Source organism: Nocardioides taihuensis (assembly GCF_042657275.1).
Lineage (GTDB): Bacteria > Actinomycetota > Actinomycetes > Propionibacteriales > Nocardioidaceae > Nocardioides > Nocardioides taihuensis.
The window spans coordinates 646,471-668,968 of sequence record NZ_JBHSKD010000027.1 but is presented as its reverse complement, the minus strand read 5'-3'; the positions used below and the strand labels follow the sequence as shown (position 1 = coordinate 668,968).

Annotated in this window: 21 protein-coding genes; 14 read left to right on the top strand and 7 right to left on the bottom strand. The window is 73.4% G+C overall.

Features of this window, described 5'->3' with window-relative positions; genetic code table 11:
• The first annotated feature begins 237 nt into the window (after nucleotides 1–237).
• The 3 genes from ACFPGP_RS21225 to ilvC are packed head-to-tail and all read left to right on the top strand — an operon-like array spanning nucleotide 238 to nucleotide 3,646.
• Nucleotides 238–2,031, top strand: coding sequence for an acetolactate synthase large subunit (locus ACFPGP_RS21225; RefSeq protein ID WP_378593170.1), 1,794 nt, complete (start codon nucleotides 238–240; stop codon nucleotides 2,029–2,031).
• Nucleotides 2,028–2,567: an acetolactate synthase small subunit gene (gene ilvN, locus ACFPGP_RS21220; RefSeq protein ID WP_378593168.1), complete on the top strand. Its 540-nt coding sequence runs from the start codon at nucleotides 2,028–2,030 to the stop codon at nucleotides 2,565–2,567. The genes ACFPGP_RS21225 and ilvN overlap by 4 nt, the downstream gene beginning before the upstream one ends.
• A gap of 50 nt (nucleotides 2,568–2,617) precedes the next feature.
• Nucleotides 2,618–3,646, top strand: coding sequence for a ketol-acid reductoisomerase (gene ilvC / locus ACFPGP_RS21215; RefSeq protein ID WP_378593166.1), 1,029 nt, complete (start codon nucleotides 2,618–2,620; stop codon nucleotides 3,644–3,646).
• A gap of 22 nt (nucleotides 3,647–3,668) precedes the next feature.
• Here ilvC and ACFPGP_RS21210 read toward each other — a convergent pair whose 3' ends face one another.
• Nucleotides 3,669–4,244, bottom strand: a complete 576-nt coding sequence (locus ACFPGP_RS21210) for a YdeI/OmpD-associated family protein (protein WP_378593164.1) — start codon at nucleotides 4,242–4,244, stop codon at nucleotides 3,669–3,671.
• Between the two features lie 101 nt (nucleotides 4,245–4,345).
• On the opposite strand from ACFPGP_RS21210, the gene ACFPGP_RS21205 reads away from it, so the two are divergent.
• Nucleotides 4,346–5,065, top strand: coding sequence for a DsbA family oxidoreductase (locus tag ACFPGP_RS21205; RefSeq protein WP_378593162.1), 720 nt, complete (start codon nucleotides 4,346–4,348; stop codon nucleotides 5,063–5,065).
• A 77-nt stretch (nucleotides 5,066–5,142) separates the two neighbouring features.
• On the opposite strand, the gene ACFPGP_RS21200 is transcribed toward ACFPGP_RS21205, so the two are convergent.
• Nucleotides 5,143–5,823, bottom strand: a complete 681-nt coding sequence (locus ACFPGP_RS21200) for a hypothetical protein (protein WP_378593160.1) — start codon at nucleotides 5,821–5,823, stop codon at nucleotides 5,143–5,145.
• Here ACFPGP_RS21200 and ACFPGP_RS21195 point away from each other — a divergent pair.
• The 3 genes from ACFPGP_RS21195 to ACFPGP_RS21185 all read left to right on the top strand — a co-directional run bounded on the left by ACFPGP_RS21195 (nucleotide 5,813) and on the right by ACFPGP_RS21185 (nucleotide 7,702).
• Nucleotides 5,813–5,974, top strand: a complete 162-nt coding sequence (locus tag ACFPGP_RS21195) for a hypothetical protein (RefSeq protein WP_378593159.1) — start codon at nucleotides 5,813–5,815, stop codon at nucleotides 5,972–5,974. The genes ACFPGP_RS21200 and ACFPGP_RS21195 overlap by 11 nt on opposite strands.
• A 114-nt stretch (nucleotides 5,975–6,088) precedes the next feature.
• On the top strand, nucleotides 6,089–6,445 hold the full coding sequence (locus ACFPGP_RS21190) for a DNA polymerase ligase N-terminal domain-containing protein (RefSeq protein ID WP_378593157.1): 357 nt from the start codon (nucleotides 6,089–6,091) through the stop codon (nucleotides 6,443–6,445).
• Between the two features lie 66 nt (nucleotides 6,446–6,511).
• Nucleotides 6,512–7,702, top strand: a complete 1,191-nt coding sequence (locus ACFPGP_RS21185; protein WP_378593155.1) for a hypothetical protein — start codon at nucleotides 6,512–6,514, stop codon at nucleotides 7,700–7,702.
• Between the two features lie 53 nt (nucleotides 7,703–7,755).
• Here the strand turns inward: ACFPGP_RS21185 and ACFPGP_RS21180 are convergent, their stop codons facing one another.
• Nucleotides 7,756–9,402 (bottom strand): ABC-F family ATP-binding cassette domain-containing protein, encoded by a 1,647-nt coding sequence (locus ACFPGP_RS21180; protein WP_378593154.1) that lies wholly within the window; start codon nucleotides 9,400–9,402, stop codon nucleotides 7,756–7,758.
• Between the two features lie 277 nt (nucleotides 9,403–9,679).
• On the opposite strand from ACFPGP_RS21180, the gene serA reads away from it, so the two are divergent.
• A complete protein-coding gene (serA, locus tag ACFPGP_RS21175; protein WP_378593152.1) occupies nucleotides 9,680–11,266 on the top strand; it encodes a phosphoglycerate dehydrogenase in 1,587 nt (528 codons plus the stop codon).
• Between the two features lie 53 nt (nucleotides 11,267–11,319).
• Here serA and ACFPGP_RS21170 read toward each other — a convergent pair whose 3' ends face one another.
• Together ACFPGP_RS21170 and yczR are read right to left on the bottom strand one after the other, a co-directional pair.
• On the bottom strand, nucleotides 11,320–12,519 hold the full coding sequence (locus ACFPGP_RS21170) for a fibronectin type III domain-containing protein (protein ID WP_378593151.1): 1,200 nt from the start codon (nucleotides 12,517–12,519) through the stop codon (nucleotides 11,320–11,322).
• Between the two features lie 93 nt (nucleotides 12,520–12,612).
• Complete coding sequence (gene yczR, locus ACFPGP_RS21165; RefSeq protein ID WP_378593149.1) at nucleotides 12,613–14,049, bottom strand: MocR-like transcription factor YczR; 1,437 nt, start codon at nucleotides 14,047–14,049, stop codon at nucleotides 12,613–12,615.
• A gap of 62 nt (nucleotides 14,050–14,111) precedes the next feature.
• Here yczR and yczE point away from each other — a divergent pair, with 62 nt between their 5' ends.
• Together yczE and ACFPGP_RS21155 are read left to right on the top strand one after the other, a co-directional pair.
• Nucleotides 14,112–14,798, top strand: a complete 687-nt coding sequence (gene yczE / locus ACFPGP_RS21160; protein ID WP_378593147.1) for a membrane protein YczE — start codon at nucleotides 14,112–14,114, stop codon at nucleotides 14,796–14,798.
• Nucleotides 14,799–14,950: 152 nt separating this feature from the next.
• Nucleotides 14,951–16,366 carry a calcium-binding protein gene (locus ACFPGP_RS21155; protein WP_378593145.1) on the top strand — a complete coding sequence of 472 codons (1,416 nt, stop codon included), beginning with the start codon at nucleotides 14,951–14,953 and terminating at the stop codon, nucleotides 16,364–16,366.
• A 61-nt stretch (nucleotides 16,367–16,427) separates the two neighbouring features.
• Here the strand turns inward: ACFPGP_RS21155 and ACFPGP_RS21150 are convergent, their stop codons facing one another.
• Nucleotides 16,428–16,994: an O-methyltransferase gene (locus tag ACFPGP_RS21150; RefSeq protein WP_378593143.1), complete on the bottom strand. Its 567-nt coding sequence runs from the start codon at nucleotides 16,992–16,994 to the stop codon at nucleotides 16,428–16,430.
• Between the two features lie 376 nt (nucleotides 16,995–17,370).
• Between ACFPGP_RS21150 and ACFPGP_RS21145 the strand changes: the two genes are divergently transcribed.
• The 4 genes from ACFPGP_RS21145 (at nucleotide 17,371) to ACFPGP_RS21130 (ending at nucleotide 21,382) form a co-directional block, all read left to right on the top strand.
• On the top strand, nucleotides 17,371–17,496 hold the full coding sequence (locus ACFPGP_RS21145) for a hypothetical protein (protein WP_378593141.1): 126 nt from the start codon (nucleotides 17,371–17,373) through the stop codon (nucleotides 17,494–17,496).
• 10 nt (nucleotides 17,497–17,506) lie between these two features.
• The gene (locus ACFPGP_RS21140; RefSeq protein ID WP_378593139.1) at nucleotides 17,507–18,583 is read left to right on the top strand and encodes a 3-isopropylmalate dehydrogenase; all 1,077 of its coding nucleotides are present in this window, start codon (nucleotides 17,507–17,509) and stop codon (nucleotides 18,581–18,583) included.
• Nucleotides 18,584–18,651: 68 nt separating this feature from the next.
• A complete protein-coding gene (locus ACFPGP_RS21135; RefSeq protein ID WP_378593137.1) occupies nucleotides 18,652–19,725 on the top strand; it encodes a branched-chain amino acid aminotransferase in 1,074 nt (357 codons plus the stop codon).
• A 52-nt stretch (nucleotides 19,726–19,777) separates the two neighbouring features.
• Nucleotides 19,778–21,382, top strand: a complete 1,605-nt coding sequence (locus tag ACFPGP_RS21130) for a serine/threonine-protein kinase (protein WP_378593135.1) — start codon at nucleotides 19,778–19,780, stop codon at nucleotides 21,380–21,382.
• Between the two features lie 12 nt (nucleotides 21,383–21,394).
• On the opposite strand, the gene ACFPGP_RS21125 is transcribed toward ACFPGP_RS21130, so the two are convergent.
• The gene (locus tag ACFPGP_RS21125) at nucleotides 21,395–22,300 is read right to left on the bottom strand and encodes a patatin-like phospholipase family protein (RefSeq protein WP_378593133.1); all 906 of its coding nucleotides are present in this window, start codon (nucleotides 22,298–22,300) and stop codon (nucleotides 21,395–21,397) included.
• Between the last annotated feature and the right edge of the window lie 198 nt (nucleotides 22,301–22,498).

Here is a 22,498-nt window from a genome sequence, read left to right as displayed (position 1 = left end):
GGCTGGCTCCAGCATCCGGACTCGCTGTCCAGATGGCGGGACGCGTGGCAGACTGACTTGACGTCGGACGAGCGTCACGGAGACCGTAGGCGCATGCGCACAGACCTTCTCGTACGCACCCGACGCGTGAGCTGAGGCCCCCGGGCCCGCACGCTCCCGCGTCATCCCCTCGTCGCCGTCCCGGCCGGGGGGTTTTTTGTTGGGTTGGTCCAGACGGTGGAGACGAGGAAGGCGACGATGACCGACAGCCAGGGGCAGGGCCCCGCGGCGGGCACCCCGATGACCGGCGCGCAGAGCCTGATCCGCGCGCTCGAGGCGGCGGGGACCGAGCACATCTTCGGCATCCCGGGCGGCGCGATCCTCCCGGCGTACGACCCGCTGATGGACAGCTCGATCCGGCACATCCTGGTGCGCCACGAGCAGGGCGCCGGGCACGCCGCCCAGGGGTACGCCGCGGCGACCGGACGGGTGGGCGTGTGCATGGCGACCTCGGGCCCGGGGGCCACCAACCTGGTCACCCCGATCGCCGACGCGCACATGGACTCCGTGCCGCTGGTGGCGGTCACCGGTCAGGTCGGCGCCAAGTCGATCGGCACCGACGCCTTCCAGGAGGCCGACATCCGCGGCATCACGATGCCGATCACCAAGCACAACTTCCTGGTCACCGACCCTGCCGAGATCCCGCGCACCGTGGCCGAGGCCTTCTACCTCGCCTCCACCGGCCGGCCGGGTCCCGTGCTCGTCGACATCGCCAAGTCGGCGCTGCAGGCGATGACCACCTACGCCTGGCCGACCGAGCTCAACCTGCCCGGCTACCGGCCGGTGACCCGCCCGCACTCCAAGCAGATCCGCGAGGCGACCCGGCTGGTCCTCGAGTCGCGGCGCCCCGTGCTCTACGTCGGCGGGGGCACGATCCGGGCCCGCGCCTGGCAGGAGCTCAAGGTGCTCGCGGAGTTCACGGGCATCCCGGTCGTGACCACCCTGATGGCACGCGGCGCCTTTCCCGACTCCCACCCGCAGCACCTCGGCATGCCCGGCATGCACGGCACCGTCGCGGCGGTGGCCGCGCTGCAGCGCAGCGACCTGATCATCAGCCTCGGCGCCCGCTTCGACGACCGGGTCACCGGCAACCTCGACTCCTTCGCCCCCGGCGCCCAGGTGATCCACGCCGACATCGACCCCGCCGAGATCGGCAAGAACCGCGTCGCCGACGTCCCGATCGTCGGGGACTGCCGCGAGGTGATCAGCGACCTCGTCGTGGCGCTGCAGGCCGAGGCCGACGCCGGTCACACCGGCGACTACGAGGCCTGGGTGGACTTCCTCGCCGGGGTGAAGAAGAAGTACCCCCTCGGCTACGACGCCCCCGACGACGGCACGCTCGCCCCGCAGCTGGTGATGGAGCGCCTCGGCGCGCTGGCCGGCGACGACGCGATCTACTGCGCCGGCGTGGGCCAGCACCAGATGTGGGCCGCGCACTTCGTCGGCTACGAGCGGCCGCGCACATGGATCAACTCGGGCGGCCTCGGCACGATGGGCTTCGCCGTCCCGGCGGCGATGGGCGCCAAGGTCGGCTGCCCCGACACCCCGGTCTGGGCGATCGACGGCGACGGCTGCTTCCAGATGACCAACCAGGAGCTCGCCACCTGCGCGATCAACGACATCCCGATCAAGGTGGCGGTGATCAACAACGAGTCGCTGGGCATGGTCCGCCAGTGGCAGACGCTGTTCTACAACGAGCGCTACTCCCACACCGACCTGCACAGCAAGCGGATCCCCGACTTCGTGAAGCTGGCCGAGGCCTACGGCTGCGTCGGCCTCTCGTGCGACAGCCCGGGCGACGTCGACGCCACGATCGCCAAGGCGATGGAGATCGACGACGTGCCCGTCGTCGTGGACTTCCGCGTGCACCGCGACGCCATGGTCTGGCCGATGGTCGCAGCCGGCACGAGCAACGACGACATCAAGTACGCCCGCGACCTCGCCCCCGACTTCGACCGGGTCGAGGACGACTGGGAGGTGTCCTCGCGATGAGCAAGCACACGTTGTCGGTGCTGGTGGAGAACAAGCCCGGCGTCCTGGCCCGGATCGCGGGCCTGTTCAGCCGTCGCGGCTTCAACATCGACTCCCTGGCCGTGGGCCCGACCGAGCACCCCGAGGTCTCGCGGATGACGATCGTGGTCAACGTCGAGGACTCGCCGCTCGAGCAGGTGACCAAGCAGCTGAACAAGCTGATCGAGGTGATCAAGATCGTCGAGCTCGACGGCAGCGCGTCGGTCAACCGCGAGCTGCTGCTGGTCAAGGTCAAGGCCGACGTCGACACCCGCGGTCAGGTGCTCGACGCCGTCCAGCTGTTCAAGGCCCGGGTCGTCGACGTGGCGCCCGACGCCGTGACCGTCGAGGTCACCGGCAACGCCGACAAGCTCGCCGGATTCCTCAAGGTCGTGGAGCCCTTCGGCATCCGCGAGCTCGTGCAGTCCGGCATGGTCGCCATCGGTCGCGGCAACCGCTCGATCAGCGAGCGCTCGCTGCGGCCGGTCCCGATCCCCGCGCCACCCGCCGCCGGCTGACCGGCGACACCGCAGTTTCCCGAGAAGAAGAGACGAAGGAGAAGCCCGACGTGGCTGAGATGTTCTACGACGACGACGCCGACCTCGCCCTGATCCAGGGCAAGAACGTCGCGGTGCTCGGCTACGGCAGCCAGGGCCACGCGCACTCGCTGTCGCTGCGCGACTCGGGGGTCGACGTCCGCGTCGGGCTGCCCGAGGGCTCGAAGAGCCGGGCCAAGGCCGAGGCCGAGGGCCTGCGCGTGCTCACCCCCGCCGAGGCGGTGGAGGAGGCCGACGTGATCGTGATCCTCGCCCCCGACCACGTGCAGCGGACGCTGTACGCCGAGGCGGTCGAGCCCAACATCACCCCCGGCGACACCCTGGTCTTCGGCCACGGGTTCAACATCCGGTTCGGGTACATCACGCCGCCGGACGGCGTGGACGTGTTCATGGTCGCCCCCAAGGGTCCCGGCCACCTGGTGCGCCGCGAGTACGTCGACGGCCGCGGCGTCCCGGTGCTCGTCGCGGTGGAGAAGGACGAGTCGGGCAAGGCCTGGGACCTCGCGCTCTCCTACGCCAAGGCGATCGGCGGCCTGCGCGCCGGCGGCATCCGCACGACGTTCACCGAGGAGACCGAGACCGACCTCTTCGGCGAGCAGGCCGTGCTCTGCGGCGGCGCCTCCAAGCTCGTGCAGTACGGCTTCGAGGTGCTGACCGAGGCCGGCTACCAGCCCGAGGTCGCCTACTTCGAGTGCCTCCACGAGCTGAAGCTGATCGTCGACCTCATGTACGAGGGCGGCATCGCCAAGCAGCGCTGGTCGGTCTCCGACACGGCCGAGTACGGCGACTACGTCTCCGGCCAGCGGGTGATCACGCCCGAGGTGAAGGAGAACATGAAGGCCGTCCTCGAGGACATCAAGAACGGCTCGTTCGCGCAGCGCTTCATCGACGACCAGGACGCCGGCGCCCCGGAGTTCAAGGCGTTCCGCGCCGCCGAGGAGAAGCACCCGATCGAGGAGACCGGCCGCGAGCTGCGCAAGCTGATGTCGTGGGTGAAGTCGCACGACAGCGACTACACCGAGGGCACCTCGGCACGCTGAGCTGCCGGAGCCGGGGGAGCGTTCAGGGCTGCACCGGGTCGCCGTCCGCGGCACGCGCCGCGGTCGCGGCGACCCGGGCTGCCCGCGTCTCCGGCTTCTTCGCCAGCACGATCCAGGCCAGGGCCTGCTTGCGTGCTGACGGGCGGGCGGCGTCCCAGTGCTCGCGCGCTCCCGGGTGCGCGGCCAGCGCCGCGGCGAGGTCGTCGGGGACGACGAGGTCCTCCACGGGGTCCATCAGCGTCCACATCCCACTCGCCCGCGCGGCCTCGACGGCCGCGATGCCCGAGGCCTCCATCCGGCCCTCGGCCTCGAGCCGGGCCACCCGCTGCTTGTTGTTGCGGGTCCACACGCTGCCCCGGCGGCGCGGGGAGAACCACATCATCGCCCTCTGCTCGTCGAGCGGCCGCACGGTCGAGTCCACCCAGCCCCACCGCAACGCCTCGACCACCTGCTCCTCGTAGGTCACCGCACGATCGGCCTCGCGGCGCGCGGCGACGAGCCACACGCCCGGCCGGTCGCCGTGGTGCTCGGCCAGCCAGGCCGACCACTCCTCGACCGTGGCCGGCTCGATCCGCTCCGCGTCGTCGTGGACTCCCACGGGCCTGATCATGGCAGGGCAGCGACCGGCGGTCAGGCGCTGTTCGCCGGATCACGTCGGGAGCCGGAACACCGCCGGGGTCGTTGAAGGTTGCACCAGTCATGCGCATCGAGATCTGGTCCGACGTCGTCTGCCCGTGGTGCTACGTCGGCAAGCGCCGCCTCGAGCGGGCGCTCGACGGCTTCGAGCACGCCGACGAGGTGGAGGTCGTCTACCGCTCCTTCGAGCTCGACCCGTCCGCGCCGCGCCACGGCCACGAGCTCGCCACCGGCGTGATCGCGCGTCGCTACGGCCGCACCGAGGCCGAGATGCGCGAGTCCCAGCAGCAGCTGATCGACCTCGGCGCCGGCGAGGGCCTCGCGATGCGGCTCCTCGAGAACGTCCACACCAACACCGTGGACGCCCACCGGCTGCTCCACCTCGCCCTGGCCGAGGGCGGCCCCGCGCAGCAGCGCGAGCTCAAGGAGGCGCTGCTCGCGGCGTACTTCCTGCGGGCCGAGGACGTCGGCGACCACGAGGTGCTGAGGTCGGCCGCGCTCTCCGTGGGCCTCGACGCGGGCCGCGTGGACGAGGTGCTGGCCGGCGACGAGTACGGCGACGCGGTCGCCGCCGACGTCGCGCAGGCGCGGGCGTACGGCGCGACCGGCGTGCCCTTCTTCGTCGTCGACGAGCGCTACGGCGTCTCGGGTGCCCAGCCGACCGAGGTCTTCGAGCAGGTGCTCGCGCGCGCCTGGGCCGACCGGACGCCGACGATCCAGGTGGTCGGCGACACCGCCGAGGTGTGCGGGCCGGACGGGTGCGAGGTCCCGGCCTCGAGCTGAGCCGGACCGCCGTCCGGACCGCCGTCCGGGTCGTCATCCTGGGGTCAATTCTCCGGCAACTCGGGCATCGGTGGCCCTCAGCGGGGCACGGGACGACGGAGGACGACCACCTCGCCACGCTCACCACGCGTCGCCGTCGCAGCCCGGGGGGTCGCTGCGACGGCGCCACCGGGAGAGGACGGCACCGTGCGCACCTCGCGATCCGCCCGCACGATCGCGACGGTCGTGGCCGTCGCCGCCACCGGCTCCGCCGGCGCCCTGCTGCTCGCTGGCGGGGAGCCGGGCTTCGCCGCGCCGGGAACCTCCGCGGCAGCGGCCGCGCCGACCACGTCGACGGCGCCGACCCCGACCTCGCCGACGGACACCAGCACCGCGACGTCCGAGCCCACGACGACCGCCACGGAGACCAGCACGGAGACCAGCGGGGAGCCGACGACCACGACCTCGAGCACGACCACCTCCGACCCCACGACGACCGAGCCGACCACCTCGGAGGCGACCGGCACCACCGTCACCTCGACCACCACCCTGACCACCACCAGCTGGACGACCCGGACCTCCGACCCGACGACGACCACCGACCGGGCGGCGACCACCGACCGGGCGGCGACCACCGTCGGCACCACCACGCTCCCGACCGCCCTCGTCAGCACGGTGAGCAGCGCCGTCGGCAGGGCCCTGGGCCCGGACGTCACCGTCGCGACCGGCAGCACCGGGAGCGTCGCCCCGGCCCCGACCGACGTCACGGTGTCCGGCACCCGGGGCAGCGTCCCCGGTGCCGAGGAGCCGGGCGGCGGGGACGGTCCGGTCACCGGGTCGGGCACCGCCGTCCCCGTGGGACTGCTGACCACGGGGCTCGCCGCGGCCCTGGCGGGCACGGTCTGGGCGGGCCGCCACCGCCGTCGCTGAGCCGCTGAGTCCTGCGCGTGGTCGACATGGGTCGGCGGTGATGGGGCACGCTGCACGGGTGCAGACCCACCACGTCGCTCACGCCCCTGACGTCCCGGTGTCCTGCGAGCGCGCATGAGCCGCCGGCCGGTCTTCGTGCTGCACCAGCACGACGAGCCGCGGCCCCACCACGACCTCCGGCTCGAGGAGGAGGGCGTGCTCCGGTCGTGGGCGGTCCCGAAGGGTCTGCCGGACGATCCGCGCCACGACCGGCTCGCGGTGGCGGTCGCCGACCACGACCTCGAGCACGCGACGTACGAGGACGCGACCAAGCGGATCGCGGACGACGGCTGGTGGCAGCTCGAGGACCGCGACGAGCGCCGCTTCGTGTTCGTGCTGCACGGGCGCGCGGGGGCGGTGCGTTACGCGCTGATCGACACGGGGTCCGACTGGCTCCTCCACCGGACCAAGGACCAGCCTCCTCAACCGTAGGGCTTCCTTCTGTCAGCGTTCTGTCAAGGGGGGTGTGGGGGTGGCGGAACCGGGAAACGGCCCCTCGTGACCTCTCCCACGAAGACGCGCCGACTGCTCGCAGCGGCCACCGCGATCACCGCGACCCTGTTCGGCGGCGCCCTGCTGGTGTCGGCCGGCGCACCCAGCTTCGCGACGGCGAGTGGCGGGCAGGTCTGTGCCGGCCTCGACTCCGGCAAGATCGACGTCACGGGCGAGCAGGACTCCGTGACGATCACCGCGCCCGACGGCTACCTGATCGACGGCTACTGCGTGAAGGCCGGCTCGGCCAACCGCGGCGACGGCCCTGAGTACGTGACGGTCGACCCGCCGCAGGAGACGGTGACGATCACCCACTCCAGCGGCAAGGCGATCAGCCACTACTCGTACTCGCTGGTGCCCGACACCACGTCCACCTCGACCACGGACACCACGGACACCGAGTCGACGGACACCGGGTCCACGGACACCGGGTCCACGGACACCGGGTCGACCGACACCGGGTCGACCGACACCGGGTCGACCGACACCGGGTCGACCGACACCGGGTCGACCGACACCGGGTCGACCGACACCGGGTCGACCGACACCGGGTCGACCGACACCGGGTCGACGGACACCGGGTCGACGGACACCGGGTCGACGGACACCGGGTCGACGGACACCGGGTCGACGGACACCGGGTCGACGGACACCGGGTCGACGGACACCGGGTCGACGGGCACCGAGTCGACGGACACCGGGTCCACGGACACGGAGTCCACGGACACCGGGTCCACGGACACCGGGTCCACGGACACCGGGTCCACGGACACCGGGTCCACGGACACCGAGTCCACGGACACCGAGTCGACCGACACCGGGTCCACGGACACCGGGTCCACGGACACCGAGTCGACCGACACGGACACGACGGACACCACCGACACGACGGACACCACCGACACCGAGACCACGACCGACGTGACCGTCGTGCCCAGTGAGGCGACCAGCGACACCGGCGACAACGACGACACCGGCGACAACGACGACACCGGCGGCACCTACCCGTCCGACGTCACCGTGTCGGGCTCGCAGGGCACCGTGCCCAGCGCGGTCGATGCGGGCGCCGGCGGCAACGGTGCCGAGCGCGTCCCGGGTGGCAACGCGACCGTCGGCCTCCTCGGCCTGCTGACCGCGGTGCTCGGCGCCACGCTGGTCGGGCTCGCCTGGGCCGGTCGCTACCAGCGCAGCCACTGACCGCCGGGACCCCCGAGCCGGCCTCGCGGCCGCCTGGTGGCCGGGGAGCGTGCTCAACGCTCCTCGGCCACCATCCCGTCGTCCACGACGAGGGCACGGGTGACGCCGACGGCGTCGAGAAAGGCCTGGTCGTGGCTCACGACGACCAGGGTGCCGTCGTAGCCGGCCAGCGCCGCTTCGAGCTGCTCGACCGCCGTGACGTCGAGGTGGTTGGTCGGCTCGTCGAGCACGAGCAGGTTCACCTGCCGCGCCGCGAAGGTCGCCATCAGCGCCCGGGTGCGCTCGCCGTACGAGAGGCTGCGGGCCTCGCGGTCGACGTGCTCGGCGCCGAGACCGTACTTCGCGAGCAGCGTGCGCACCGCCGCCCGGTCGCTGGTGCCGAGCTCGGCAGCCACCACGTCGGCCACCGTCGCGTCCGTCTCCAGCAGCTCGCGTTGCTGGTCGATCAGCCCCACCCGCACCCGGGCCCCGAGTGACGCCCGACCTGCGGTGAGCGGGAGCCGGCCGAGCAGGGCGCCGAGAAGCGTGCTCTTGCCGCCACCGTTGTCGCCGCCGAGCGCCACCCGGTCGCCGCGGGCGAGGGTCAGGTCCACCGGCCCGAGCCGGAAGCCGTGCCGTTCCACGACGGCCCCGTCGAGGGTCGCGACGACGTCGGACGACGGCGACCCGGCCCTGATCGAGTAGCGCAGCTGCCACTCCTTGCGCGGCTGCTCCACCGCGTCGAGCCGGTCGGCCGCCCGGGCCAGCCGGGCCGACTTCGCGCCCTGCCGGTCGGCCCGGGCCCGGAACTTCTCGCGCTGGTGCTTGTCCGGCTCGTCGCCGCGGGCCACCTGCCGTCGGCCCTTCTCGGCCCAGTCGGCGCGCTGGCGGGACTGCGCGACGAGCTGTGCGCGCTGGTCGGCGTACGCCTCGAACGCCTCCTGCGCCTGCCGGCGGGCCAGCGCGCGGGCGGCGGTGTGGTCCGACCAGCCGCCGCTGTAGTGCGCGACCCGGCCCTGGGCGAGGTCGAGCTCGACGACCGCGGTGGCGACCCGGTCGAGGAACGCGCGGTCGTGGCTGGCCACCAGCACCGGCCCGTCGTGCTCGGCCACGAACGACGCCACCAGGTCCTGACCGCGGGCGTCGAGGTCGTTGGTGGGCTCGTCGAGCAGGAGGACGTCGTAGCGGCTGAGCAGGACGGCGACCAGCGTGGCGCGGGCGGCCTGGCCGCCGGAGAGGGTGCCGAGGGGACGTGCCGGATCGACGTCGAGCCCGACCCTCGCCGCGACTTCGGGCAGGCGGTCCTCGAGGTCGGCAGAGCCGAGGGCGAGCCACCGCTCGAGGGCCTCGGCGTAGGCGTGGTCGGCGCCGGGGTCGCCTGCGGCGAGTGCCTCGCTCGCGTCGTGCAGGGCGGCCTCGGCGTCCGCGACGCCGGTGCGACGCCGCGCGTAGCCGAGCAGCGACTCGCCGACGTCGGGCGGGACCTGCGGCATCCAGCCCACGGTCGCGTCCGCGGGGGAGAGCCGGATGCTGCCGTCCTCGGGCACGAGCTCGCCCACGATCGTGCGCAGCAAGGTCGACTTGCCCGAGCCGTTGGCGCCGACGACCGCCGTCACGTCGCCGTCGGCGACGACGAGGTCGAGGCCGGTGAACAGCGTGCGCGGCCCCGCGCCGCAGGCGAGGCCGGCGAGGGTCAGGGTGGTGGACCGGGTGGTGGACACAGTGGCTCCGGGGACGGGTCGGGACGGGCCCGGCGAGCGGGCGGGGACGGCGTCAGGAGAGATCCACGAGCACGATGCTAGCCACGGAGGACGCGCCCGTGCACGCACTTTTCGGTCGGTGCCCGGCGCCCCCCGGACCGGCCGGCGAGCGTCCCGGCCGAGCCCGTGGGGAGTTCGGACACCGTCCGTGCGGCCCGGACGGGTCGGGTAGGCTGGCACGGCTCGCACAGCGTCGTGCACCCATCCGTCGCACACCCACAGATCGAGGGACATCGCTGTGAGCAAGCCCGTCGTACTCATTGCCGAGGAGCTCAGCCCGGCCACCGTCGAGGCACTCGGCCCCGACTTCGAGATCCGCAGCTGTCACGGCGCCGACCGCGCCGACCTGCTCGCGTCGATCGTCGACGTCGACGCCATCCTGGTCCGCTCCGCCACCAAGGTGGACGCCGAGGCACTGGCCGCCGCGCAGCGGCTCAAGGTGATCGCCCGGGCCGGTGTCGGCCTCGACAACGTCGACGTCAAGGCCGCCACCCAGTCCGGCGTCATGGTCGTCAACGCCCCGACCTCCAACATCGTCTCGGCCGCCGAGCTGGCCGTGGCGCTGATGCTCGCCGCCGCCCGCCACGTCTCGCCCGCCCACGCGGCGCTGAAGAACGGCGAGTGGAAGCGGTCGAAGTACACCGGCATCGAGCTCTACGAGAAGACCGTCGGCATCGTCGGGCTCGGCCGGATCGGCGTCCTCGTGGCGCAGCGGCTGACGGCGTTCGGCATGAAGGTCATCGCCTACGACCCCTACGTCCAGGCCGGCCGCGCCGCGCAGATGGGCGTGCGTCTGGTCGACCTCGACACGCTGCTCGCCGAGTCCGACTTCATGAGCGTGCACCTGCCGAAGACCCCGGAGACCCTCGGCCTGATCGGCGCCGACCAGCTCGCCGCGGCCAAGCCGAGCCTGGTGCTGGTGAACGCCGCCCGCGGCGGGATCGTGGACGAGGCCGCGCTCTACGACGCCCTCAAGACCGGGCGGATCGCGGGCGCGGGTCTCGACGTGTTCGCCTCCGAGCCCTGCACCGACAGCCCGCTCTTCGAGCTCGAGAACGTCGTGGCCACGCCCCACCTCGGCGCCTCCACCGACGAGGCGCAGGAGAAGGCAGGCATCGCGGTCGCGAAGTCGGTGCGCCTCGCGCTCTCGGGCGAGCTGGTGCCCGACGCGGTGAACGTGCAGGGCGGCGTGATCGCCGAGGAGGTGCGCCCCGGCATCCCGCTGACCGAGAAGCTCGGCCGGATCTTCACCGGCCTCGCCGGCGAGATCGCCCAGCAGATCGACGTCGAGGTGCGCGGCGAGATCACCGACTACGACGTCAAGGTGCTCGAGCTCGCCGCCCTCAAGGGTGTCTTCAACGACTTCGTCGAGGACCAGGTCTCCTACGTCAACGCTCCGCTGCTCGCCGCCGAGCGCGGCACCGCCGTCCGCCTCGTCACCGACCCGGAGAGCCCCGACCACCGCAACCTGATCACGATCCGCGGCACGCTGGCCTCGGGCGACCAGGTGTCGGTGAGCGGCACCCTGGTCGGCATCGCCCAGCGCGAGCGGATCGTCGAGGTCAACGGCTTCGTCATCGACATCGAGCCCACCGACCACCTCGCGTTCTTCAACTACATGGACCGCCCGGGCATGGTCGGCACCGTCGGCCGGATCCTGGGCGACTCGCGCGTGAACATCGCCGGCATGCAGGTCTCCCGCGACAGCAAGGGCGGCTCGGCGCTCGTCGCCCTCTCCGTCGACTCCGCCATCCCGGCCGAGGCGCTGCAGGAGATCGCCGAGGCCATCGACGCCATCTCGGCCCGCTCGGTCGACGTCGCCTGACACCCCCGCGCTGACCCGCCGTTGGTCAACGGCGGGTCAGCGTGATTGTGGGGTCAGGGGCGTGCCCGCAGGGTGCTCTTCGCCGACCACGGGCCGTGCCCGGCCTTCGAGGTCGCCCGCACCCTGCAGGAGTACGCCGTGCCGGAGCGTAGTCCGGTGACCTTGAGCGGGCTGGCGTTGCCCTTCACCGAGCCCGTCACGCTGTCGCCGTGCGCCGGCACGCAGCGGGCCTGGTAGCCGGTCACCCGCGCGCCCCGCGCCTTCGCGAGGTCGTAGGACAGCCGGCCCGCGTGGGTCGTCGTACGACGCGCGACGAGGTTGCCGGGTCGCGTCGGCACGATCGTCCCGGTGCTCACCTCGAGCCGGCGCTTGCTGAAGGTGATGTCGCTGATCCTGATCACCACCGGGTCGCTCGGCGAGGCCTTGGTGACCGTCGTGGTCGACACGGGCCCGCCCCCGCCGACGGCGAGGGAGGCGGGAGTCATCGTGGTCGGGCTCGGGATGAAGAAGTTCTCGTGCAGGAAGTCGTTGGGGAGCACCATCTCGAAGTGGCCGTGGTACTCGGTCGTCCCGTCGCTGAGGAAGTGGGGCGCCGCGACGTCGAGCACCATCCGTGCGGAGTTCGTGGCCTCGTCCGCGAAAACGTTGGGCGGGAAGCTGTTCACCTCGATGTTGGTCCAGAAGTCGACGCCGAAGAACGCCTTGCGCTGCGTCACGTCCGTCCAGTTGTCCCACGCGGTGACCTCGGCCGCGAGGAAGGTCTTGTCGGCCACGGCGTTCGTCGGGCAGGTCCACGGCACTGAGGAGTTGTCGCAGCCCTGGGCGACCAGGGTCGGATGGGCGGTCGTGCTGACGTGCCAGGTGCCGTCGCCGTCGTCGATGCGGCTCACATCGCCGTTCTGCCCGATCCCGTAGACCACGCGCGGGACGACGGCCCCGGTGTCGAGCACCACCGTCCACGCGCCCGCGGCGGCGGAGGTGAGGTCGTAGTCGCCGCTCTCCATCAGGTTCCACATGTACTCGTAGCCGGACCCGAAGTCGGCCAGCTGGACCTGGAAGGTCGGGTCGGTCTTGGGCACGGGCGTGCCGTCGTGGGTGACGGACTCGATGCAGGGCGCGGGCTGGTCGCTGCACCAGTTCGACGGCACGAGGGCAGGCGGGGCCCCGACCGAGGCGGGGGAGCCGGCGGCCACGCCGACGCCGGTGGCGGCGGTGACGAGCGCGATGACGGCCAGACGGTGGGCGCTGGACATGGAGCACCTCCTGCGAGGGGCACGCGAGGCCGTGCCCGGGCAGTCCGCATTCTTGCCCCGGAGGGGCTCGGCGCGTGGCGGAACGCCGCAGGGTCAGGCGACCATCACGCGGGTGGTCGGGTCGCTTCCGCCGGGGCGGCGGTCGCGGACGACGTCCCAGGCGCGGGCGACGCGGCGTACGGCCTCCTCGAGCTCCTCGACCGGGCGGGTCCACGGCAGGCGGACGAACCGGCCGAGACCGCCCTCGACGGCGAACACGGGACCCCCGGCCAGGATCACGCCGAGCCGCTCGGCCTCGGCGACCAGCGGCGTGGCGAGCGCGTCGGGGAGCTCGCACCACAGCGCCAGTCCGCCGCCGGGCCGTCGGAACCGCCACTGCGGCAGCTGCTCCGTGACCGCGGCGACGAGCACGTCGCGCTGCTCGCGCAGCCGGGCCCGGTGCGCCTCGACGACGGGTGCGGGGTCGGCCATCAGCCGGGCCAGGACCAGCTGCTCGAGCACCGGCGCCCCGAGGTCGAGGCCGACGCGGGCGTGGGTCAGCCGGTCCATCTCGGACCGTGGCGCACGGATCCAGCCCAGCCGCAGGCCGCCCCACCACGTCTTGCTGGCGCTGCCGATGGTGATCGTGTCGGGCGCGAAGCACGCGAACGGCGGCGGCATCTCCTGCCCGTCGAGCGCGAGCGCCTGGTGGGCCTCGTCCACCACCGCCACGGTGCGGGTGCGGCGCAGGGCGGCGGCGTAGCGCTCGCGCTGCCCCGCGGTCATCACGTGGCCGGTCGGGTTCTGGAAGTCGGGGATCAGGTACGCCAGCCGCGGCGAGGTCTGGCGCAGCACGGCGTCAGCGGCGTCGAGGTCCCACCCGTCGGGGTCGACGGGGGAGGCCACCAGCCGGGCGCCGGCGTGCCGGATCGCCAGCGTGGCGTTGGGGTAGGTCGGCGACTCGACCACCACACGGTCGCCCGCGCCGGTGAACGCCTGGGCCACGATCGAGGCCGCGCTCAGGGCGCCCGGAGTCACCAGCACCTGGTCGGGATCGGTCGGCAGCCCGCGGGCGTCGTACGACGCGGCGATCGCCTGCTGCAGGGCGGGCACCCCGGCCGGGAAGTAGCCGTGGCCACCGAGGTGCGCGGGCAGCTCGGCCAGCGCGTCGTCGTAGGCCGCGAGGAGGCCGGGCGGCGCCGACGTGGCGGCGCAGTTGAGGTCGATCGCGGCGCCGTCGCCCGGGCGGGGGAGCAGGGCCCGGTCGTGCGCGCGCGCGCGGCCACCCGGCACCCGCGTGAAGGTGCCGGCCCCGACCCGGGCCTCGGCGTACCCGAGGTCGCGCAGGCGCGCGTAGGCACGCGCCACGGTGGTGCGCGAGACGCCGAGCGCCTCGGTCAGCTCGCGCTCGCTCGGGAGGCGGGCGCCGAGGCCGATCCGCCCGTCGCCGATCAGCAGCACCAGGGCGTCGGCGAGGCCGACGTATGCCGGGTCACGGTCGAAGCCGTCCACCAGAGTGGCCGTGCGGGAGGCACTGATCGCGGTGCTCATGCAGGCCACTGTTCCACGATTGGCTATTTCAGGGAAGGCCAATCTGCGTCAGGCTCTCCCGCATGACCCTCGTCGCCTCCGCGCCGCGCGGTGCCGCCCGCCCGGGCCTCGTCGACCTTGGCCCCGTAGCGCAGCTGCGCGCCGGCCGGCTCGGGCGCCGGCTGCCGCAGCTCTACGTCGGGCTCGTCCTGTACGGCGTGTCCCTGGCCGCCATGGTCCGCGGCGACCTCGGCCTCGCGCCGTGGGACGTGCTGCACTCCGGCCTGACCGGCTACCTGCCGCTCACGCTGGGTCAGGTGCTGATCGGGGTCAGCTTCCTGGTGATGCTGCTGTGGATCCCGCTGCGCGAGAGCCCGGGGCTCGGCACGGTCTCCAACGCGGTCGTCGTCGGCCTCTCGGCCGACCTCACGCTCGCGCTGCTCGACCGGCCGGAGCCGCTGGCCGCCCGGGTCGCGCTCACGGTGTTCGGCGTGGCCCTGTGCGGCCTGGCCTCGGCGCTCTACATCGGCGCCCAGCTCGGCCGCGGCCCGCGCGACGGGCTGATGACCGGCCTGGCCCGTCGTACCGGCCTCTCCCTGCGCCTGGTCCGCACCGGCCTCGAGGTCCTCGTCGTCGTCCTCGGCCTCCTGCTCGGCGGCGTAGCCGGCCTCGGCACCGTCGCCTACGCCCTCCTCATCGGCCCGCTCACCCAGCTCCTCCTCCCGTACCTCACCGTCGAGGTGGGAGAAATGGCGACGCGAGGTGGCTGAAATGGCGACGCGAGGTGGGAGAGATGGCGATCCCCGTGGCGGTGCGATCGCCATTTCTCCCACCTCGGCGTTGCCACGGCGTGATCGCTGCGCCACGCTGGCCACGCCGTCCGGGCGGCGTCGGCGTCCCCCGTGTGGTCCGGAGGTGTGTCATGGGTCCAGGTGCTGTTCTGCGTCGGTGGTCGCGCGGGCTGGTGCTCGCGGTGCCGGCCGTCCTCGCCCTGCCCGTCCTGGCGGCCCCACCCGCCTTGGCGGCGGCCTCCTGCGACGGACGGACCGCGACCGTCGTGGGGAGCGGAGCGATCAACGGAACCGCCGGCAACGACGTCATCGTCGGCTCCGGGGAGAAGGACACCATCAACGGCCGGGGCGGGAACGACCGCATCTGCGGCCTCGCCGGCGCGGACACGATCACCGACGGCCCGGGCGACGACCACGTCCTGGCAGGTGGGGGAGCAGACACGTTCCTGCAGGGAGCGAGCGCCGACGGGGCCGACGTCCTCGAGGGGAACGCCGGCGCCGACACCGTCAGCTACGCGTCGCGGACGGCCCCGGTGACCGTGACGCTGGCGGCGAGCGACCCTGACGGCGGGACCGCCGAGGGCGACGTCGTGTACAGCACCGAGCGAGTCACGGGTGGCAGCAGCACCGACCACCTCAGCGGCACGCAGGGTGCCGACGTGCTCCGTGGTGGCGCCGGCAACGACGTGCTGGACGCCCTCGGGGGCGCGGACGTGCTGCAGGGGGATGCGGGCGACGACCACGAGAACGGCGGCCTCGGGCAGGACGCGTTCGACCAGGGAACCGCCGCCGATGGCACCGACACCCTCGACGGCGGCGGCTTCGACCCCGGTGCCGTCGACCTCGTGGACTACAGCGGCCGCACCGGCGACGTGACGCTGTTCGGCGCCGTGGGGAGCGGCGAGGTCGGCGAGGGCGACACGATCACCGGCGAGATCGAGGACTTCCGGTTGGGCGGCGGCAACGACACCGCGTTCGGCAACTCTCTCGCCAACGCGATCGACGGCGGTCCGGGGAACGACGACCTGCAGGGGCGCAGCGGCAACGACACGCTCACCGGCGGCCCGGGGGACGACGTGCTCACCGGGGGCCTGGGCTTCGACGCCCTGTCGACCGGAGACGGTGCGGACTCGGTGGTCATCGACTTCACCACGGCGTCGAACCAGGAGGCTGTGAGCGACTTCGCCGCCGGCACAGACGTCGTCGCGTGCGACATGTCCGCCATGGCCGTCGGCAACGGTGACACGGTCGTCACCTCCACCGTCTCCGCCGGGATCTGGAGCGCGTCGGCCGAGCTGTTCATCGACACCAGCGACCTGAGCTCGGCGACCTCGGCGTCGGCCGTCGGCGCAGAGCTGAGCTCGGCCAGCGCGGCGATCCCGGTCGGCGCGAGGAAGATCCTGGTCGCCGACGACGGGACCAGCAGCGGGGTCTGGTACTTCGTCTCCGACGGGGACGCCGACGTGGAGGGCTCCGAGCTGACCCTCCTGGCAGGGCTCGCGGCCACGCCGACGACCGGCGCGACCGACTACGCGTTCATCCCCTGACCCTGCCACGTCGGAGCGCCATTTCTCCCACCTGGAGTCGCCATTTCTCCCACCTCGGCGGTCAGCGGCGGGTGGCGATCAGCGTGGCGGCGTCGGCGGCGACCATGACCTCGACGGTGGTGAAGCGGTCGTCGGTGAGCCACTCCTCGCGCAGCGTGTCGACGCGGCCGTGGAAGACCGGCGGCCACTGCTCGCACGGGGTGAAGTCGTCGAGCACGACGATGCCGCCCGGGTCGACGAGGTCGGCGACGGCGTCGACGCGCACCGCCGACGGGTCGCCGGAGTCGAGGTAGAGCAGCGAGAACGGTCCCTGGTCGAGCAGCGTGGCCCAGTCGGCGGCCAGCACCTCGACCTGCGGGTCGTCGACGAAGATCTCGGCGGCCGCGCGGGCCAGCGTGGGGTCGAGCTCGGCGGTGACGATCCGGACGTCGTCGCGCACGCCCGAGCGCAGCCAGGCTGTGCCGACACCGGTGCCGGTGCCGAACTCCGCGAGCGTGCCGGTGCGGGTCGCCGCGAGCATCGCGAGCAGCCGGCCGGTCTCGTTGCGGCAGAACGAGACGTACCCGGCCCGCCGCGACACGTCGAAGGCGCGGGCGACCACGTCGGGCAGGTCGGGCGGTGCGGACATGCCGTCGAGTCTTCCATCCCGGGACGCCGGTCTCGCATCGTGGGCGGATCGGGAAATCTGCTGCCACCCGGCCGTACCCGGCGTACGGTGGTCGCCATCATGCGGAGCGTGTTCGTACTCATCGAGCGCCGCGGCGAGGCTTCTTAGAGGAGCCACCTCGCCGCGGTGGTCGGCGTTGCGGCTCTTCACCTCGAACTTCTTCGAACATCTGCCTCCGCGGCGGGTACGCCGGTTCACGCGCGACCCGCACTCTCCTGGTCCAGGTGCCCGAGCCGTCGCACGCGATCCGTCCGGCGCAGGCGCACCGCCCGCCGCGGGGGCACGGCACCACCACCATCCCCGCAGCAGCACCACGAATTCCAGGAGAAGCAGACCGATGTACGACATGTACCCCGATTGGGGCCCCGCCCAGCACCAGCCCGAGAACCCCCGCAGCCACGAGGCCGTGCAGGCCGCGCTCGACCTGCGGGACAACGGCGGCGAGCGCCCCGACGACAACTAGCCTCGACCGCATGAGCGACGCAGCAGCAGGCACCGTCCGCCTCGCCGTGATCCCCGGTGACGGGATCGGGCCCGAGGTGACGGCCGAGGCGCTCAAGGTCCTCGAAGCCGCGGCCCCGGCCGGGGTGAAGTTCGAGGGCACGCGCTACGACCTCGGTGCCGAGCGCTACCTCGCCACCGGCGAGGTGCTGCCCGACTCGGTGCTCGCGGAGATCCGCGACCACGACGCGATCCTGCTCGGCGCGGTCGGCGGCCGGCCGGGCGACCCGAAGCTGCCGCCCGGCATCCTCGAGCGCGGCCTGCTGCTCCGGCTGCGCTTCGAGCTCGACCACTACGTGAACCTGCGGCCCTCGCGGATCTTCCCGGGCGTCACCTCGCCGCTGAGCGACGCGGTGCTCGCGCAGGGCGACGTCGACTTCGTCGTCGTCCGCGAGGGCACCGAGGGTCCCTACACCGGCAACGGCGGCTCCGTACGCGTCGGGACGCCGCACGAGGTGGCCACCGAGGTCAGCCTCAACACGGCGTACGGCGTGGAGCGCGTCGTGCGCGACGCGTTCGCCCGCGCGGACCGCCGCCCCCGGCGCCGACTCACGCTGGTCCACAAGACCAACGTGCTCGTGCACGCCGGCAAGGTGTGGAGCCGCCTGGTCGACGAGGTGTCGCGGGAGTTCGCCGACGTCACCGTCGACTACCTGCACGTCGACGCGGCCACGATCTTCCTGGCCACCGACCCGGCCCGGTTCGATGTGGTCGTCACCGACAACCTCTTCGGCGACATCATCACCGACCTCGCCGCCGCCATCACCGGCGGCATCGGGCTCGCGGCCTCGGGCAACATCAACCCCGACCGCACGGCGCCGTCGATGTTCGAGCCGGTGCACGGTTCCGCGCCCGACATCGCCGGGCAGCAGAAGGCCGACCCGACGGCGGCCGTGCTCTCCGCGTCGCTCCTGCTCGACCACCTCGGCCACGTCGACGCGGCCGCGGCCATCGAGGCCGCGGTGCTCGCCGACCTCGCCGCCCGGCAGCCCGGCGCGACGCGCACCACCGCCGAGGTGGGCGACGCGATCGCCGCCCGGCTCGCTTGACGCGAGCCCCCGACCCCGCACCCCACGACCCTCGCGTGACCCCGGTCACGGCGCGATAGGTTTCCCGTATGGACATCCGCACCACCCTCTCGACCGACCTCGTCGAGGACGCCCGGCTCGCCGAGATCCTGGCCAACCCCGGCTTCGGCACCTACTTCACCGACCACATGTTCACGGTCGAGTGGACGCCCGACGCCGGCTGGCACGCCGCGCGGATCACGCCGTACGGCCCCCTCACGCTCGACCCGGCGACCGCGGTCCTGCACTACGCGCAGGAGACCTTCGAGGGCATGAAGGCCTACCGCCGCGACGACGGCTCGGTGTGGACCTTCCGCCCCGAGGAGAACGCCGCCCGGATGGTGCGCTCCAGCCACCGGCTGGCCTTCCCGGAGCTCCCGGTCGAGGACTTCGTGCAGGCCGTCGACGCCCTGGTGACCGTCGACCAGCGCTGGGTGCCCGACGCCGAGGGCGAGAAGAGCCTCTACATCCGGCCGTTCATGATCGCGACCGAGAAGTTCCTCGGCGTCCGCCCGTCCCAGCACGTCACCTTCATGGTCATCTGCTCGCCGGCCGGCGCCTACTTCAGGAGCGGCGTGAAGCCGGTGACCCTGTGGCTCACGACCGAGTACACCCGCGCCGGCCGCGGCGGCATGGGCGCGGCCAAGACCGGCGGCAACTACGCCAGCTCGCTCGTCGCCCAGCAGGAGGCCACCGCGCAGGGCTGCGACCAGGTCGTCTTCCTCGACGCCCAGGAGCTGACGTACGTCGAGGAGCTCGGCGGCATGAACATGTACTTCGTCTACGACGACGGGCACATCGTCACGCCCGCGACCGGCACGATCCTCGAGGGCATCACCCGCTCGAGCATCATCGAGCTCGCGGGCAAGCTCGGCCACAGCGTCGAGGAGCGGAAGTTCTCGATCGACGAGTGGCGCGACGGCGTCTCCTCCGGGGCGATCACCGAGGTCTTCGCCTGCGGCACGGCGGCCGTGGTGACGCCGGTGGGTGCGCTGAAGTGGGAGGGGGGCGAGACCCCGGCCCCGGCGTCCACCGACCTGACCATGCGGATCCGCCAGGCGCTGGTCGACGTGCAGTACGGACGCGCGGAGGACACCTTCGGCTGGATGCACCACGTCTGCTGAGCCGTGTCGCGTCGTGGCGGGCCCGAGCCGTCGGCGCAGGTAGCCTCGGCTCGTGACTTCTCCGTCCGCGGCCCCGCAGCAGCCGCCGCCCGGCCTGACGGTCGGCGGCTACGAGCTGCTCGCGCGCCTCGGCGAGGGAGGCATGGGCGTCGTGCACCTGGCCCGTCGTCCGGGCGGGCCGCGGGTCGCGCTCAAGGTGCTCCGCCCGCACATCGTGGGCGACGACGAGGCGCGGCGCCGGCTGGAGCGCGAGGTCGGCTCGCTGTCGCGGATCCGCAGCCGCTGGGTCGCCGAGATCGTGGACGCCGACCCGTGGGGGCCGATCCCGTACGTCGCCACCCGCTACGTGCCGGGCCTCTCCCTGCACGAGCTGGTGGCCGAGGAGGGCCCGGTCGCCGGCGAGGACCTCTGGTGGCTGGCCCGCTGCCTGGCCGAGGGGGTCGCGAGCGTGCACGCCGCCGGGGTGCTGCACCGCGACGTGAAGCCTTCCAACGTCCTGATGGAGGGCCGCACCCCCATCCTGATCGACTTCGGGCTGGCGCGGGTCGCCGACGACCCCCGGCTGACCCACACCGGCTGGCTGCTGGGCACGCCGGGCTACCTCGCGCCCGAGATCCTGCACGGCCAGGACGCCACCGCCGCCTCCGACGTCCACTCCTGGGGCGCCACGGTCGCCTACGCCGGGACCGGCGGCCCGCCGTTCGGCCGGGGCCCGTCGATGGCGGTGATGGACCGGGTCCGCCGCGGCGAGCACCAGGTCGAGGGGCTGCCGCCCGGGCTGCACGAGCTCGTCACGGCCGCCCTCGACCCCGACCCACGGCGCCGGCCCACCCTGGCCGCGCTGCTGGCCCGTCTCGACGACCGCGGCCCGGCCCCCGTCGCACCCGCCCCGGTGTCCCACGACGAGTTCACCCTGCCGCTTGCCCTCGCCGCCGCGGCGCACGAGCCGACCACACCCCTCGGTGACGGCCCGCCGCCGACGGCGGGGCACGCGCCGGTCTCGGAGCTGCGCCCTGCCACCCGGCTGATCACCGACGCGTGGGAGGAGGAGCCCTACGACCCGGTCTGGCCCCCCGAGCAGAAGGTGCCGGCCGCCGAGCGGGCGCGCCGGCTCTCGGTGCTCCTCGCCGCGGCGTTCGCCGCCGGCGCCGCGGTCACCGCCTTCCCGTGGGTCGCCCTCGGCGTGCTGCTCCTGCTCTGCTGGCTGCTCCGCTCCGCCTCGCTCGCCGCGACCGCCACGGGCGACCGTCGGCGGCTGCGGGGCGTGAAGTGGTACGACCCGGTGATCTACCTCGTCGGCGCCCCGTGGCACGTCGTCCGCGCCCTCCCCGGCACCCTCATGCTCGCGCTGTGGAGCCTCGGCCTGGCCCTCGCGGCCGCCCTGCTCTGCTACGCGACCGCCGCCAGCACGTCCACCACGCTGTGGGCGACCGGCCTGGCGTTCGCGGCCTCGCTCTGGCTCGGCCCGGGCGGCTCGCGGGTGCGCTCGCCCCTGCGCCGGGTGGTCAACCCGCTCGCCGCCGACTCGGGCGCCTGGGTCACCGCGATCCTGGTGCTGGTCGTCGTCGGGAGCTTCCTGTCCTACCTCGCCTCGCAGTCCGGGCCGACCTGGACGCCCGCCGACGGCGCACCGTTGTCGTCGCTGCACCTGCCCTGAGGGACCGCGACCTCAGTGCGGCCAGTGCTCCGCCACGCGCGGGGCGAGCCGCCGTCCCTGCGCCCAGCCGGCCCGGGCCGCCGGGGTCCGGCGGGTGGGGTCGAGCACGTTGCGCCCGATCGCCTCGAGCGCCTGGCGGTCGGGGGCGATCACCAGCCGGTGCCGGGCGCCGGTGCGCTCGAGCTGGACCCGCACCCGGTGGTGCCGGCTGACCGAGCGCAGCAGCGGCGCCACGGCGACGACGACCTCACAGCCGGTGGCGAGGTCGGCGTTCGCCGCCGAGCGCATCCCGCCGTCGACGTACGACCGGCCGTTGATCGCCACCGGCGGCCACACCAGCGGGACGGCGCAGCTCGCGGCCACCGCGTGCAGCAGGTCGACCCCGGAGTCGCGGTCGAAGACGGTGAACGAGCCGGAGTCGGCGTCGACCGCGGTGATCCGCAGGTCGCGGTCGGGCCAGGCCAGGGGAGCACCGTCCGGGCCCCGCAGCCGGGCCTCGATCACCGCGATCCGCTCCGAGCCGTCGCCGGGGTGCGCCCGGCGGGCTGCCCGGCCGATCCGCTGGCGCCTGACGCGGCCGTCCCCGGGGAGCACCATCCGCACCCCGAGGCTGAGCGCGGTGCGCAGCGGGAACGCCGCGCCGATCTCGTGGTCGGGTGGCGCGAGCTGCTCCTCGTACCACTGGTCGAGGTCGACCGCGCTCGTCACCTGGGCGCCGACGACCGAGCCGGCCGAGGTGCCGACCACGGTGTCGGCGCCGGTGAGGTCGAGGCCCTCGGCCCGCAGGGCGGCCAGGACGCCGAGCTCCCAGGCGATGCCGGTGACGCCGCCACCGCCGAGGACCAGGCCCGTGCGTACGCCGTCGCCCGCCCCAGAAGTCGCCCCAGAAGTCGCCCCAGCAGTCGCCCCGTCAGCCATGGCCCCGAGGCTGCCAGCCCCGACCGGATCGCGAGATCCCGCGACCACGGGGCGAGACGTCGTGCGACACTCGTGGGGTGCAGCAGCGCACCCTCATCATTGACTAGCGCGACGCCGGCTCCCCGCCGACCTCGCGCCGACCTTCCGTGACCCGGGAGGTTTTTTTGTTGCCCGACCCGAACCGACCCCCAGAGCGGA

What these genes read in the sequence shown, in the direction of transcription:
- ACFPGP_RS21150 (WP_378593143.1), bottom strand. Translation starts at nt 16,994, where the DNA reads ATGTCCGCACCGCCCGACCTGCCCGACGTGGTCGCCCGCGCCTTCGAC.
- ilvN (WP_378593168.1), top strand. Translation starts at nt 2,028, where the DNA reads ATGAGCAAGCACACGTTGTCGGTGCTGGTGGAGAACAAGCCCGGCGTC.
- ACFPGP_RS21135 (WP_378593137.1), top strand. Translation starts at nt 18,652, where the DNA reads ATGGACATCCGCACCACCCTCTCGACCGACCTCGTCGAGGACGCCCGG.
- yczR (WP_378593149.1), bottom strand. Translation starts at nt 14,049, where the DNA reads ATGAGCACCGCGATCAGTGCCTCCCGCACGGCCACTCTGGTGGACGGC.
- ACFPGP_RS21205 (WP_378593162.1), top strand. Translation starts at nt 4,346, where the DNA reads ATGCGCATCGAGATCTGGTCCGACGTCGTCTGCCCGTGGTGCTACGTC.
- yczE (WP_378593147.1), top strand. Translation starts at nt 14,112, where the DNA reads ATGACCCTCGTCGCCTCCGCGCCGCGCGGTGCCGCCCGCCCGGGCCTC.
- ACFPGP_RS21125 (WP_378593133.1), bottom strand. Translation starts at nt 22,300, where the DNA reads ATGGCTGACGGGGCGACTGCTGGGGCGACTTCTGGGGCGACTTCTGGG.
- ACFPGP_RS21145 (WP_378593141.1), top strand. Translation starts at nt 17,371, where the DNA reads ATGTACGACATGTACCCCGATTGGGGCCCCGCCCAGCACCAGCCCGAG.
- ACFPGP_RS21225 (WP_378593170.1), top strand. Translation starts at nt 238, where the DNA reads ATGACCGACAGCCAGGGGCAGGGCCCCGCGGCGGGCACCCCGATGACC.
- ACFPGP_RS21140 (WP_378593139.1), top strand. Translation starts at nt 17,507, where the DNA reads ATGAGCGACGCAGCAGCAGGCACCGTCCGCCTCGCCGTGATCCCCGGT.
- ACFPGP_RS21170 (WP_378593151.1), bottom strand. Translation starts at nt 12,519, where the DNA reads ATGTCCAGCGCCCACCGTCTGGCCGTCATCGCGCTCGTCACCGCCGCC.
- ACFPGP_RS21155 (WP_378593145.1), top strand. Translation starts at nt 14,951, where the DNA reads ATGGGTCCAGGTGCTGTTCTGCGTCGGTGGTCGCGCGGGCTGGTGCTC.
- ACFPGP_RS21190 (WP_378593157.1), top strand. Translation starts at nt 6,089, where the DNA reads ATGAGCCGCCGGCCGGTCTTCGTGCTGCACCAGCACGACGAGCCGCGG.